6 protein-coding genes and 1 pseudogene are annotated in these 15,413 nt (G+C 45.0%); 2 read left to right on the top strand and 5 right to left on the bottom strand.

The window, feature by feature from the left end:
- Nucleotides 1-139 precede the first annotated feature (139 nt).
- From FGT79_RS28185 to FGT79_RS28170, 4 genes are all read right to left on the bottom strand, one after another.
- The gene (locus FGT79_RS28185; protein ID WP_138756173.1) at nucleotides 140-4,840 is read right to left on the bottom strand and encodes an S-layer homology domain-containing protein; all 4,701 of its coding nucleotides are present in this window, start codon (nucleotides 4,838-4,840) and stop codon (nucleotides 140-142) included.
- 110 nt (nucleotides 4,841-4,950) lie between these two features.
- Entirely contained in the window at nucleotides 4,951-9,306 is a 4,356-nt protein-coding gene (locus FGT79_RS28180) for a BREX system ATP-binding domain-containing protein (RefSeq protein WP_138756172.1), read from the bottom strand.
- Between the two features lie 262 nt (nucleotides 9,307-9,568).
- A complete protein-coding gene (locus tag FGT79_RS28175) occupies nucleotides 9,569-9,916 on the bottom strand; it encodes a hypothetical protein (RefSeq protein WP_138756171.1) in 348 nt (115 codons plus the stop codon).
- A gap of 175 nt (nucleotides 9,917-10,091) precedes the next feature.
- Entirely contained in the window at nucleotides 10,092-11,459 is a 1,368-nt protein-coding gene (locus FGT79_RS28170; RefSeq protein ID WP_138756170.1) for a hypothetical protein, read from the bottom strand.
- Nucleotides 11,460-12,005: 546 nt separating this feature from the next.
- Here FGT79_RS28170 and FGT79_RS28165 point away from each other — a divergent pair.
- Entirely contained in the window at nucleotides 12,006-14,162 is a 2,157-nt protein-coding gene (locus FGT79_RS28165) for a sensor histidine kinase (RefSeq protein WP_138756169.1), read from the top strand.
- Nucleotides 14,159-14,890 carry a response regulator transcription factor gene (locus tag FGT79_RS28160; RefSeq protein WP_138756168.1) on the top strand — a complete coding sequence of 244 codons (732 nt, stop codon included), beginning with the start codon at nucleotides 14,159-14,161 and terminating at the stop codon, nucleotides 14,888-14,890. Before FGT79_RS28165 ends, FGT79_RS28160 begins: the two co-directional genes overlap by 4 nt.
- 204 nt (nucleotides 14,891-15,094) lie before the next feature.
- Here FGT79_RS28160 and FGT79_RS32115 read toward each other — a convergent pair.
- A pseudogene (locus tag FGT79_RS32115) lies at nucleotides 15,095-15,307 on the bottom strand (23S rRNA (uracil(1939)-C(5))-methyltransferase RlmD); the annotation flags it as partial.
- Between the last annotated feature and the right edge of the window lie 106 nt (nucleotides 15,308-15,413).

Raw genomic sequence — 15,413 nt, 5'->3', positions numbered from 1 at the left:
TTCTTCCGATCGCTGTTGTTTCCAGAACCATTCACACTCTGTCCTCTTCTACCCATTTCTTTAGTTAAACTTATATAGGAAATACAAAAGCTCAAGCATCATTTCAGCTTGAGCCTCTGTGTTAGTCACTATAATAACTTTATTGACCGTTATTCTCGTTTACTAGATTCAACGTATTCAGAAGCATAACAACAGCTTCCGCTCTTGTTGTTTGTACGCGGGGATTGAATGTATTCGCCCCCGTACCTTTCACTACGCCGCGTTCTTTCAGAGCGGCTACTGCACTTTTTGCCCAGACTGGAATCAATGAATCATCTGCGAAAGAGGTGACTGCATTCGGGTCAAGTGTCAGCTCAAATGCCTTCCCAATCATCGTTGCCATCTCAGCCCGCGTAATATTCGCGTTCGGCTGGAAGGTCCCATCCTGATAACCGCTAATAATGCCAGCTTGCACCGCTTGTACTACCGCAGCCTGCGCCCAAGTCCCAATGTCCGCTTTATCTGTGAAGGTCAGCTCAGATCCTGCTTCCTGAGCGTTCAACGCTTTCATCAGCATGACGGTGAATTCTGCACGGGTTATCGTTTTACCTGGCTTGAACGTTCCGTCCACATAGCCATTCACAATACCATCTTTTACGGCTTGCTTGATGCTTGCTTCAGCCCAGTGACCTGCGATATCACTAAGTTCAGCAGGCGTTGTTCCCTCTACCACGGGAAGTCCTGTCGATTGGTCTACAACAAGGACCGCAAATTTCGTAAAGTGATCAACCTCTACTGAAATCACATTTCCGCTTGTCTTGCTGCCTTTCACTTCTACCCATTCCTTCTTCCCTTCATCGAAATAGAAGATCGCAACCCCTTGGCCGCTCTTCATATTGTTTGCATCGAAAGCAAAGGTGAGCGTTACAGGCTTGATGAAATGACCCGGGATGTTTTTCAATACTTCATATACCGAGCTTGCAAGAACCTCTTTATTGACTAACACATTTTTCGTATCCAGTAATTTCGTAATCGTTAATTTCAGTTCCTGATTGACTGCGCCTGTAGAAACGGTAATTGTTAACCGATCTTCCAAGCTAACCTCGCCTATTGATCCAACAGGAAGAGTAAGGTTGCCATCTTTCGAGGTCACTTTAGCTGGAGTTGGTACAACACTTCCGCCATTGCTTCCGTTATTGGGTGGGGCTGTTGCTTCATTCACCGTCACCATATACTTAACCTGCGTTACGCCATCCTCGGCAGTGACAATAACTTTATTACCTGTCGCTAATTCTGTAGTTACCGTTATTCCGTCTGCTTGGTACACTTCAAACGTCGCATCCGCTGCTGGCGTGATCGCTGCTTTCAGCGCTGCCAAAGTTGTACCGGATGGAATGGCTGTTATCGTTTCATTGCCTGTGCCCGTTGCACTTACGGTGCCTATTGTCGAAGTTAGCGTCGCATCTGTCTTTTTCAGTACCGTCACCGTATACGTAACCTGCGTTACGCCATCCTCAGCGGTTACGATGACTTTATTGCCTGTCGCTAATTCTGTAGCTACCGTTATTCCGTCTGCTTGGTACACTTCAAATGTCGCATCCGCTGCTGGCGTGATTGCTGCTTTCAGCGATGCCAAAGTTGTACCGGATGGAATGGCTGTTATCGTTTCATTGCCTGTGCCCGTTGCACTTACGGTGCCGAGTGTCGAAGTTAGTGTCGCCACCGTTTTCCCTAATGTTACCGTATACGTAACCTGTGTTACGCCATCCTGTGCTGTAACGATAACCTTATAGCCTGTTGCCAACGTTGATGCTGCTGTTGTCCCATCTGCTTCGTAGACCTTAACCGTCGCACCTACTGCTGGCGTAATCGCTGCCTTAAGCGCCTCTAACGTCGTTGTGCTCGGAATATTCGTAATGGTCTCTTGCAATGTTCCGCCCGTGCTAAGCGTTCCGATTGTAGAGGTTAACGTTGCGGTAATATTAATCCATCTAGCAAATAACGTCTTACTCGCCGTAATTGTAAAGCTGTCTGAAGCCGAGTAGCTCTTGCCGGTTCCATCCGCTAGCGTATTCCATCCCGCGAATGCATAACCTGTCTTGACCAAATTGCCGGTGTTTCCGATAACGCTTACCGTTGTTCCCCGCACATACTCGGTTTCGGCACTCGTCAATTCTCCATCGGTTTCACCGTTGCCGTTATAGGTGACATAATGGAGCTGAGAGCTCCTCAAGTAAGGATACCCATTATTTATCGAGGAATCGATTGCCCATGTTTGAACGAAATCCCAACCTGCATAGCTGGTTTGCAGCTTCATCTTCGCTGTCGTTAGCCCCGTACCGCCACTTGTCCCCGAACTCGTTTGTCCCGTTGTCTCGCTATCGTAAAAGCTATTGGTGGCCCAATCATTGGTTCCAACTAAGCCGCCCAAGCTTCCTTCGCCAGTTACGGCACCCGTAGCATAGCTGTTGTTGACGGTACTATCCGAGTTTTCGCCAACCAATGCGCCAGCGAAACGCTCCCCATTCACGCTTCCATTGGCGTAGCTGTCGCTGATAGATCCATCATTCCTTCCTGCCAATCCTCCTGCTGTCCGATGTTGACCGCTAATGCTTCCGGTAGACAAGCTATCGCTAATTGTGCCATAGTTATAGCCGACCAATCCACCTGCATATCTCGTCGCTCCGCTCAGACTTCCCGCAAAGAAGCTATTGGTAATGCTGCTTCCGTTCACGCCGACTAATCCGCCTGCATAGTTCCCGCTGACGCTTCCTGTGATGACCCCGCTGTTCGTGATCGTTCCTGAGTTTGATCCCGCTAGTCCACCAACATACATTCCACCGCCTACATCGATGTTTTCCAGAATGACATTTCGGACCGTCCCATCGGATATTAATCCGAATAGTCCCACAGGATGATCAGTACCCTGCCTACTAATCTTTAAATTCGTAATCGTATAACCGTTGCCATCGAAGTTTCCTTCAAATTGATGATCATTATAACCGATTGGCATCCAGCCTTCGCCTTCCGCATATCTGCTCAAATCAATATCCGCTGTCAGCTTAAAACTCGAGTCTAAGAAATTCCTGACCTGATTAAGCTCGGCCACGGTTGCAATGAGGTAGGGATCCTCTATTGTTCCCGAGCCACCGGAAAATATCGTACCGGTTGCCGGGAATGTCGCAGTTACCACTCCGGAATCCGCTGAATTCGTTACTTCTGTTGCCCCCGCTATCGTGAAGAAATCCGAAGGCACTCCCGTCAACACATATCCCCTCTTGGGCGTGATCGTCAGCGTTGCCGTGTAGGTCTCTCCCTCTGCAAATCGGGGAGCAGCCTCCGGAGACCAAACAATTGATGTGGTATATTCATCTGTAGTTGTCCCCCGAACTGGCACTTCGTACGCGACTGGCGCAGGTACCCCGCTAATCGCTGCAGTCGCAATGACATTTATAGCATTCATCGTCACCGTATACGTATTCTTCGTTGCTCCATCCTGAGCCGTCACGATGACCTTATTGCCCGATGCCAATGTCGTCGCTACTGTGGCTCCATCTGCCTCATAAATCTCGAACGTAGCATTCGTTGCCGGCGTGATGGCTGCCTTGAACTCGTCTAACGTCACATCGCCCGGAATCCTCGTAATGGTCTCAGTCGCTGTCCCGCCCGCACTCACCGTTCCAAACCCGGATGTCAAAGTAGCTTTGGTATTCAGCCAATGTGCATACAGGGTTGTATTCTCGGTTATCGAGAACGTGTCTTCTGACACATAGCTCGTACCGCTGCCGTCCGCTAACGTATTCCATCCCACGAAGACATAGTCGGTTTTGACTAAAGGATCTGAAGGATCTATATCTCCACTCACGGTAACCGTTTCATTTTTGGAATATACGTTGTTGTCATTCGGCACGGTTCCACCGGTGTTACCGTTGCCGTCGTAGTTCACTTCACGGTAGAAAGCTTTCAAATAGGGATATCCTTCATTCACGTCCGGATTGATTCCCCAATAATCGTTAAAACTCAGCCAACTTTCATACGTACTTAGCGTCTTCATCTCTAAAGTCGTTTTACCTTCGCCTTTCCCCGTATCACTTTGCCCTGTCGTTTCGCTGTCGTACAAGCTACGGAAGACTGATACGTAACTATAACCGACTAAGCCTCCTCGCGTAGAGATTGAAACCTCCACCTTTCCTGTCGCGTAACTGTCGCTGATCTCCGAGGTATTCATCCCTATCAAGCCACCTGCGTACTGCTGCGCATTCACACTCGTATTGCTGTAGCTGTTGCTGATTAGCGCCTCATTCTGCCCTACCAAGCCTCCTACAATAATACTTCCTCTTATACTTCCCGTCGTAAAGCTTCCAATAATTGAGCCATAATTGACCCCTACCAAGCCTCCTACATAGAAATTACCCACTACATTGATATTTTCCAGCCCGATATTAGTAATTGAACTTCCAATAGCATTTGCTCCGAAAAGCCCAACATAAGAACTTGCTGGTCGATTAATCGTAAGATTTAAAATTTTGAACCCATTGCCGTTCAAGTGCCCTTTAAATTGATTGCTATTATCGCCAATCGGCGCCCAGCCTTCGCCTTCCGCATAACCGCTCAAATCGATATCCGCTGTCAGCTTAAAATGTATGTTGTTGCCCAAATGCCATCTGACCTCGTCGAGCTGGGCAGCCGTTTCAATGAGATAAGGCTCACTGCTCGTACCCGTTCCTCCTGCGAAGTCTATACCTGACGCAGCAGATACTTGATTCCCTCTATCAAACAGCCCATTCCATCCGCTTAGTACCGTCAACATTACTAAGATGATAGATGTTACTTTCCTACTTGCTCGAAATCTTGCACTCATGTCGCTTTCTCCTCCATACCACTATTGAATTCGGACATAAGTATAGGTCTCAAGCCATACAAAAAAACACTAACCAAAGTTAGTGTTTCGCAAATATTGTAGAATAAAGTCTAATTTAAGAGTGCTAACTCCTTTGCACGGGCGATGGCCTGACTCCTTCTTTTAACGCCCAGTTTTCCGTATACGTTATGAATATAGCCTTTGACTGTCCCTTCTGTTAATCCGAATCGATAGGCAATTTCCTTATTCGTCAATCCATCTGTCAGCGCGTACAGGATCTCTGTTTCACGATTTGTAAGTGATTCGAATAGCTGTGAAGCTTTCGCCAAAGTTGATGACAGATCATCTGTTGGAACGATTGGTGAATAACTTTGGCTTCGAGCTTCATCTAATGATTTCACATACATCATTCGGGCAATCATTTGCTCCAGCATGACCCGTATTTCTTGAGTGAAGACGCCGGCTATAAGACTGTTCTCCAAGTAAAGTGCGAATGGCGTTAGCCCTCCTGTGAAAAGAACAGGCATACACAGTACGGATTGGGACTGGTTTCTACGAATAGAGGGATCAGCGGAATAAGAGCTGTGCGAAGCATTAGCAAGTACCACCGATTCGCCTGTTTTCAGTACATAACGGATAATAGACTCACCATACGAAGCTCCGCTGTTATCGCTCAACGAGCCTTCCTTTTCAACAGCGTAGTTCTCTCCCTCGCTACCCACAATAAATCCCTTTTCCGCACCAGAATAGCGGATTGCAAGCTCCAGAAATTGGTCTATGGTATGACAATGGTCTAGTGAACTCATCCATTCTTGCTGCTGTTTGTATCGCCTATTGTCCGCTGTATGCCAAGACGTGGGTTCAGCCTTGATTTCGATTACTCTAGGCTCCTCTGTGACTGCTTTGTCGTCCTCTATCCTCTCAATTGCGGCTGTTCTTAATCCTTGATTGCTTTCTCTCAGCCTCATTACTTTGGCAGTAACGCCCCATCTTGTATAAGCGTCACAAGCATCAGCAATAAGAGCCTCCGCCCCGTTCATACTCCCCATCTGCCTATAGAAAATAGAAGCCCGTTCACAAGAAATAGCCTCCATTAGTCCCTCTCCTGCCTGGCGGGCTGCCCGGGTTGCCTCTTCGTACCGCTCAGCAGCAGCAACTCGATTGCCCTCCATCCAATAGATTTCAGCTGATAAGAGCAAATAAGCAGACGAATCCTTGCCGCTATAGCCAGACCATCGCCTTATGGAACGCAAGTGCTTACGCAACTTAAACCGTATCTCCTTCTGCTCATTAGGCGACACTTCCGAATACATAGCAGCAAGTGTTAGTGAATGGTACATCCTTTGTTTACGAACATGTGGCCGAGTTTGGAGGAATGTATTCCTCTCACCTCTCTTGGCCCATTCAAGGGCTTCTCGGTACCGCCCGAGGAGATAAGCAATCTCTATGTTACAGGTGCATGTATAATAGACCTCGTTATTCAAAAAATCCTTGTATGGCTCGTTTAGTAAGGACGTAACGACTTCATCGCTTTCTCCAGCCCCATCTTGCATTTGTGCGATGTACCATTTCGCCCTACGAAAAATATTACGTGTGACTCCGTCCACAAGCTGCTGTGAAGTCTCTTCATAATCTTTGATCCGTGCAGATAATGCATACAAATCGCCGGTGAAGTTTGTTATAGTCGTCATCATCGCAATGCTAACATAGGTTAGATTAGCCGATTCCATCCCATATTGGATCGATTTCTCAAACTGCTTAATCCCTTCATCCGGATTAATAATGCCGACAAGACCTTTCAGATAATATAATCGGCTTCGCAGGTCTGCGCTGTCAAAGGAAGCTGCTAGATGGAATGCCTGATCTACATATTGAGGCCCCGTACGGAAACCTGACATTTTATAAATAACCATCCCGTAACTGGCAAGCATAAAGGAGAAAGCCTCATTGCTTCCATACTTTAGACCATAACGAACAAATCTTGAGAATAACACAGCTGATTGCCCTAGACTTAACACATAGACAGGGAGCGAAATCGCCATGACCAGGTCTGACAATGCTTTATAGCGCGGGTCACGATTAATCGGTAAATGAGGAACCTCACTACCCTTATTGAACAATGCGCTCTGTGTCATTAATATTTCCTTTAAAACTAATGCTTTGGAAGGCTTGCTTGGTAAATGCCAGCTGAGTTCTGCTAGCGCCTGCTGCCCAATATGGACAGCCGTTTCATCCTTCTTCAAATACGAATACATGGCAATACGTATCAAATAGATATGAGAACGTTCTACCACGTTTGTTGTGCAAGACATTAAGTTTGCGAGTAATTCCTCCGCACGATCTGTATGACCACACATATATTCACATTCCGCTACCTCCAGCATGAGCCGGTAATCAAGGGACGCTGTATTCTGCCAGTCACCGCCAGACAGACGTAAAGCGATCTCATAAAAATGGAGCGCAGACGTAAATGCTGTTGATGCCTTAGACTTTAAACCCGCCTGATAGTTAAATGTGGCAAGCTCTCTCTTCTCCGCATCATCCTCTATCTTCTCGCTGCCCAGATTCAAGTGATGCACCCTATCAAATATAGTAAATACACTCTCACTTAATAAATGATCGCGTATGACACGGCCAATGGTCAGATGTAAGCTCGCTTGGTCCGATTCAGACATGGTCATGTAAGCTGCCTGTTGAATACGGTCATGCAAGAATCTATAATAACGTTCAACACCGTCTGACTCATCACTATCATTTTCTCGGCATAATAGACCATCTTCCTCAATCGCATGCAGAAGTCTCCGTACATGCAGCAGAGAATTCCCACTAACTAAAGAGATCGTTAATGAACAGAAACGATGTCCGATAGCAGCACCTATGGCTAACAGTTCGACCTTTTCGGGGGATAGCATACGAATACGAGCCTCTATTAAATGTAGAATGTCAGGATCCTCAGGGATTTCCGTGATGACAGATGGTTCCCAGAACCATGACGCCTCTACTTCATCATAATAAAGCTTATTCTCTCGATACAGATTGTCCAGTAGACGATTCAGGTATAGTGGATTGCCGCCTGTTCGGTGGTATAACACCTCCGCGAGCGAGCGAATACGGGCGGAGTTCTCATCAAGAACATCCGATACGAATTGTCTCACTTCGATGTAGGACAGAGCCTCGAGATGGATATGAATTACAGATAATTGTAATTCATCATGCAAGGAAAGCGACTCCGCCATCCATGCAGCTGCATCCACTTTATTCTCTTCATGTTTTTTCCATCCTAGAGCGAATTCCTCCCGAAACGCACTGATCACGAGTAAGCCAGGCCGTGCCTGATCATGTACAATGGTACGAAGAACATCTATTGTAGCAGGATCTGCCCATTGAAGATCATCCAGGAAAATGACTAAGGGATGCTGCTTATCTACAAAAACTTTTATGAATATAGGCACTAAGCGGTTAAAGCGAATAGCAGCCTCAGCAGGATGCAGCGGTTCTATTGCTGGAATGACATCGAACAACTCTGCAGCTTCCGGTAAAAGCTGTACAATGACAGCTGCTCCCAGGCCTAAAGCCTTTGTTAATTGTTTCTTCAGCTTCGTCACTCGATCCGGTGAGTCGCTCCATATTTGTCGAATGAGGCTTCGCAAAGCTTCCAGCAATGAAGAGAACGGAATGTCGCGATTGATCATATCGCATTTGCCACTAACGAACCGACCGCCATCCCTTCTAACTAACATCTGCAGTGCTCGAACGAGCACCGTTTTACCGCTTCCTGCGCTTCCGCTGACGAAAACGAACGAAGATGCACCAGCTTTTGCCTGTTCGAAAGCATCTCGGAGAGCTCTTTCTTCCATTTCACGACCAAAGAGGGTCTGAGGAAGCCGAAACCGGCTTGCCTCATCTGCCTGAGCGATTTCGAAGGATAGGACTTCTCCCTTTTCTTCCATCGATAAGGCGCACCGCTTCAAATCACTTAATAAACCATAAGCACTCTGATAGCGCTCTTCCGGATTCTTCGACAACAGCTTCATAATAACAGCCTCAAGCGAGCCAGCCATATCCGAACGCCATTCGCTTAGAGGCTTTGGTACAAAAGCAAGGTGTACATGTATCCATTCTTCTACACTTTGTGCATGAAACGGCAAACGCCCTGACAGCATCTCATAAAAGATCATACCCAGAGCATACAGATCGCTGCGCCCATCTGGCATATGATTGATTCTGCCTGTTTGCTCGGGGGACATATAAGTGTAATCCCTGAGTAGCGGATCTGTGAGAATAGCTGCTTTCATATCCAATTGCATTTGAATACTCGCTGGATTCAAGTTTTCACATAATTCATTCTGCTTATGAGCCCGATGTACCGACTCAGTTAGTCCTATAGCTATATGTAAGAAGGAAGCGACGTTCATTGGGCCTCCATTCATCATTTCCTTTAAATGAATAGCTTCTGTAAGTACCATCCCAGTTTCCTCTCCAATCCGTACGCAGTGCTTCTTATTATTCTATCATTCTTTGGTTTGCTACACCCACCAATCCATCTTGGAAATCGCACATTTCATAGCATAAGGCTATGGGACATCTATTTCGTTTCTTTATCATCAGTTGGTTGGTCACTCCCTAAGAGAAGAAATGCGCGATGGACTGCTTTAAATCAATCACAAAAGGCATTCAACCTTTACTGAAGGTGAATGCCCTTTACTATTATCGTTATGATCTGTTCAATTAGTTCGTACGAATGGCTTTAGCTGCTAATTTCTTTTTCTTAACCAATTCCCTATGACCGCCATAACACATAAGGGCAAATATAATACTTATTATTGCAAAAAATAAATGACCAGCGTCAAGCGCAAGTTCTGAAAGCATAGCAGCCAAAGACGAAAAGATAAGAAATACCATTGCGGTTCTAGGCATAGTAAATGAAAAAGGGAAAGCTAGCGTTTGGAAAAATAATATTGTTCTTGCAATAATATTAACAATCTCACCGTCATATGAAGCTACATTTGCCGATAGTGCCATAATCCACATAAAAACAAGATATAATGCAAGTAATAACCCCGTTGCTATTCGCATAAAAAAACCTTCCTCACAACTGTAATTTGGATAATAATTCCTTTACAATTGTATCATAGGAAATGATAATATCAATCGGTTTGATTACAAATCTTATTATAAGATTCATCTTAAGTCATCTAGTTTCTATTTCCGTTCCGTCACCGCTCCATATTTTCTTTTTATCAGAATGTCTCTAAACTCCCGCTCTTTTAAAATCACTAATGCTCAATGAATTTGATTTTTTTCTTAGTTGTCGTATCGCAAAATTTCTTGTATCCTCGTAGCTGTCATGTACGCATTCTTCTAAAATCGCTTGAGGGAGAACTTTCCTCTTGGACATTCTGTAAATCAGAGTATGACGACAGTACGAACACAATGTTTGGCTATATATGAACATAAAAACGGATGGATCCATATGAATTGATCGGTCATCTAACAAATGCTCAACGTCCATAAAGACACCATGCCAGCCGCCAACCTCATAGGATACTGTCAAACGTTGAATACCTTCGAGTAAAACCGCTTCATCTTCAGGCTTATAGCAATAACATAGAAGACTTAGAGCATTTGCGAGCTCCTTCTTTTGTAGGAGAAGATTTATTGCAAAATCGTGAAACCGATCTGGCGGTAAATGCTTCATCATCTCAAACGCAACATCACGTATGGATTGATTATTACTTTCAGCAAGTTCAAAAATGTACGACTCACCTAGCGGAAAACGAACCTTTCTAAACGTCCACAGTAATTCTAACTTTACTTCTAGATTTGATTCTTCGATAGCGTATTTCGCTAGTTTTAACAAATCATCTTCTGAAGCCTCTTTCGCAAAACGAAGTGAAAGCCCTCGACTTCGTTTTTCTTTAGCTGCTTTAATCAATTCTTCTAAAGTTGGTGGATCCATACTATGTTTATTGGGAATCACGATTTCAGATACGGATTTTAGAAAGGCTTTTACATACTCAGAATTAATCGCATTGTTCTGCAAGTATGAATCGACACGCTTATGACCAAACTTGTTTTTTGCATCAGAGTAGAACCATTCCATACCAGCAGAATCGCTTTTCCTTAACGTATACTCACCGAGATGCTTAACAATGTTCTTGAATGCAGGAAATCCATCTAGTGATGTCAGCCTTACACAAAGACATTCTAGGTTATTCTTATTAATTTGATTGAGACGATATGAACGTAATCCAAGCATAGTATTATATTTTTGATATAACGATTCCCTTGCTCTAGTACTGCCATCCTCTGAAAATAAACATAAAAGCTCACACAATTGATCGAATAACCATGTGTCTAGATTCTTTTGCATAAACTTTTGAATGATTGCCTCTTCAAAGAAGCTCTTATCTTCGAATAGACATATTGCATGATATAAAAAAATACCACGTCCACCTTCACATTGCATATCGTAACAAGTGTTACGAAGACAAGACCATAAGACAATATCTTTATACTTTTCACGATTTTCACTTTCTTTTAACTCCAGATAAGAATGACCCAGCCCCCGTTTGAAATCCTCTTTAAATTGCTTTTTTGAACGTTTTCTTTTTAACAATGAATGAACTCCTTTTCAATTCGACTAGCAATGAGCAACATTCCTATATCAAGATCGTTTAGCCCAATTCATGCAAGCAAATGAACACGCTAAACAAACAAGGGGTTTCACAATTATCGAAGTACCTTTCTCATTAAGTGAGGTAAGGTACTTGGTCTCATCATCTTCAATCTGTAAATCTCCTCTAAGCTCATTGAAGCTATTTGAATTTTCCCTAGATGCATTTTATCATAGTAGTTAAGGCCATTAATGAAACATAAAGAAAACTTTAACATCACGTTTAAAATAAAACATGCCAAAGGAACAGACAACAAAGTTAATTGGATGTAATTACTATGATTCGATGCGTTATGAAGCGACTGTAGCAACTGCCGTGGCAAAGCGTCCGCATCCCTCATACGGTGCATATATTTGATTATGAGATTGCCCACAGCTTGTAAATGAGGATTTTATTACCGCTATTAACACATTTTCTTTTTATGATGCTATCATTAAGATAATTAACATCATTTATAGCGCAACTTGTAGATTGGGGTCGACTTCATCATGAGGGATATTCTTCGATTCGGTTCTCGTACTATCTGGCTTCAAATAGCTGTTGTCATTGTTGTTGGTTTGGTCGCAAGCTATGCCATCTTATCTGCACCGGACTCTCCTCAGATTCAAAGCGAAGAAGGCATTCTAGATTTAACACAGGATCATGTTAGTATGAATCCGCTAAAGTTACAGGGGGAATGGGCGTTCTACTGGCATGAGCTGCTTTCGCCTGAGGATATACGAAGCCGCATCGAAAAAGAGGGACAGGCTGATCGATATATCAACATCCCCGGATCCTGGCTTGGCTACCCGCTGGGTGGTCGAGAGCTTACAGGAGAAGGCTTTGCCACCTTTCGGCTGGTCATTGAGCTTAGCGAGCAGGATAGGAATGAGCGGCTTGCTCTGCGGATTCCTTCTATATTTAATGCGTATAAATTGTGGGCGAATGGAGAACTGCTGGCAGAAGTCGGTGTGGTTGGTCAAGGCAAGAGTGAAGTGAAACCGCATCTGGCATCGAAACTGGTGTTCTTCCAGCCCCAAAACGACACGGTAGAACTCGTTGTGCAAATAGCAAACTTTCATCATAAGCGGGGCGGCATCACCAAGCAAATAGAGCTGGGTGGCAGTAATGTCTTAACAGTCAGGACAAATCTGAAGGTTGCCGCAGATATGTTCATAACGGCATGTCTGCTGGTGATTGGCTTGTATAATCTGCTGTTGTTCGTGCTGCGACGCAAGGACAGGGCGCCGTTGTACTTTGGTCTGTTCACCATATTGTTCGCCATCCGCTCCTTGCTGAACGGCGAGCTCATGATTACACAATTGCTTCCTCAATTCCCGTGGGAGTTGCAGTTCAAGATCGAGTATTTGATTCTTTGCATCGGTGGTTATATCATCACCATGTATTTTGAATGCATTTTCCCGAATTATGTGTCGCGATGGTTTCGTCTTGGCAGCCGTATCGTAACTGGCCTGCTCTGTCTAATTGTTGTGACGACCCCTGCACTTGTCTATTCCAAAATGTTACTAGTGATTGGTGTAATCGTTGTTCTACACATGGCGTATCTGATGGTTGGGCTTGCCCAAGCGGCTGTGCGGCGTATGGAGGGAGCGCTGATCTTCCTAGTGGTGTCAGTGGTTACCCTGGTTACGGTTATCAACGATTTTTTATATTACAACGAATGGTCGCTAATCGAAAATACATCTCCGGTTGGTCTGTTGATATTTACGATCGCACAGATGATTCTGCTTTCTTCAAGATTTACGAGGGCGGCAACGAATGAAGAGAGGATTGCACGAGAGCTGCAGGAAGCTAATAACAAGCTGACTGAAATGAATACCAATCTGGAGCAAATCGTGATGGAGCGTACACATGCGTTATCCTCAGCTCACGAAGATCTCCGCACATCGTATAATCGGTTACTTCACTCCGAGCAAGGAAGGAAGAAGCTGCTCGCCTACATTACGCATGATCTGCGCATGCCGCTGTCCAGTATGCTTGGTTATGTCGAAGCTGTGAAGGACATGGTTAAGCCGGAGCGCAATGAACAGTACTTGAAGTATATCCGAGATAACACAATACGAATTAACCGTATGATCGAGGAGTTGTCCTTCTTGTCCCATCTAGAGACGGGACAAGTAGCGTATCGAATGGAGCCGGTTCATGCTATTCACTTCTTACGTGGTTTTTTTGAACAATATGAGCTAGTTGTACGTGACGCAGGCTTGGATTTCGTACTGGATATCGGAAATACGGAAGATCAACGACCTGACTTGCCTGTTGTCGAGATGGATGCTCAAAGATTGGACCAGGCGTTGTTCAATCTAGTCTCGAACGCGATGAAGTTCACCTCTACTGGTGGGATGGTGCGTCTTGAACTAGCCTTGGGCGTGGAGCAAGATACCCGCTGTGCGATCATTAGCGTACAAGACTCTGGCAGCGGTATCCCCCCAGAGCAGCTCGAGCAAATCTTCGATCGCAATTACAGGTATGATCGATCGGGCATGGAACAGGAAGTAGAGGGCAGCGGACTCGGGCTGGCGATTTGCAGGGAAATCGTACAAGCACATGGAGGGTCAGTTCGAGCAGAGAGCGATGGCAAGACGGGGTCGATATTCTATGTATCGCTGCCTTTGTATTCGAGAAGCAGGAAGGTGACAGCATGAAGGAAACGTACAAAATTATGATCGTCGATGATGATCCCCATATATGTGAGATTGTTCAGGCGTATTGTGAACGGGAAGGCTTTATATCCTCGTATAGCCACAGCGGGATAGAAGCCATGAAGCTGCTTGCGTCGCTCGATCCGGATTTGATTGTACTGGATGTAATGCTCGCTAATGAAAACGGCATTGACTGGTGCAGGAACGCACGTAATTACACGAATGCGCCGATCGTGTTTCTGAGCAGTCGTGAGGAAGACGAGGTGAAAATCAGCGCATTATCCTATGGCGGCGACGATTATGTGACCAAGCCGTTCAGTCCGGGAGTGCTCATGGCCAAGATCAAGGCTCACCTTCGCAGAGTGTCGACAAGCAGAAGAGAACAACTGCTGGAGTTACCGGGTTTGACGCTGGATTTCTACGCACAGTCCGTCAACATAGAAAGTCATACCATCTTTTTATCGAAAAAAGAATTTAGTCTACTATCCTATATGGCACAAAACGCTAATCATGTCGTCACTGTTGATACGTTGTTCCATCTCATCTGGGGAATGGAGAGTCTGGAGGATACGAGAACGGTCGCTGTACACATCAGCAATTTACGAAAAAAAATCGAAGCTGATCCTGTCAATCCAGAGAGAATCATTACGATTCGGGGGGCCGGATATATGCTGGTTGCCAGCAAGCGCGAGCATAGCGATAAGGTTGGCAGTGTACACGACTGCAGCTGATACACTACTATTAATTGTATCCATGACAAGCGACAATAGCGAAGTAGGAAAAGCGGTAAAACCCTTGCGTTGCAAGGGTTTTAAGCATTTTTGAACGGTCGAAAAATGGTTCGCATCATATGGTGTAATATGAAAGACCACCTCCGTTTTACTTTAGAAGGTGGTCTTTCGTGCCGATATCCCGCTACATTCCATGTTTAAATCTTCCGGCTTCATTGCCATGATCGTCTCAAGCAATGCTCGATCACAGCCCTTACGCGGCGGATCGACTACAATCACATCAGCTTCGATACCTTGTTCTTTTCAGCTCGGGATAACGTCCTCAGATATGCCCACTTCGAATTTGACATTACGCATCTCGTTCAGCATTGCATTGCTGTGTGCATCTTCGATGACTTCGGGCACAATCTCTACCCCTTAGCCTCCTCAAGCATCTTTTATATACTAGTCTTAATCTTACACTTATTTAATTACTTGGGTTACGCGAACAAATATAGCCCGAATTCTCATGAATTCAGGAAGT

Origin of the sequence: Paenibacillus sinopodophylli (genome assembly GCF_005930355.1) — a bacterium.
Classification (GTDB): Bacteria; Bacillota; Bacilli; order Paenibacillales; family Paenibacillaceae; genus Pristimantibacillus; species Pristimantibacillus sinopodophylli.
The sequence above is the reverse complement of the archived record's forward strand: the minus strand, read 5'-3'. Positions and strand labels throughout refer to the sequence as shown.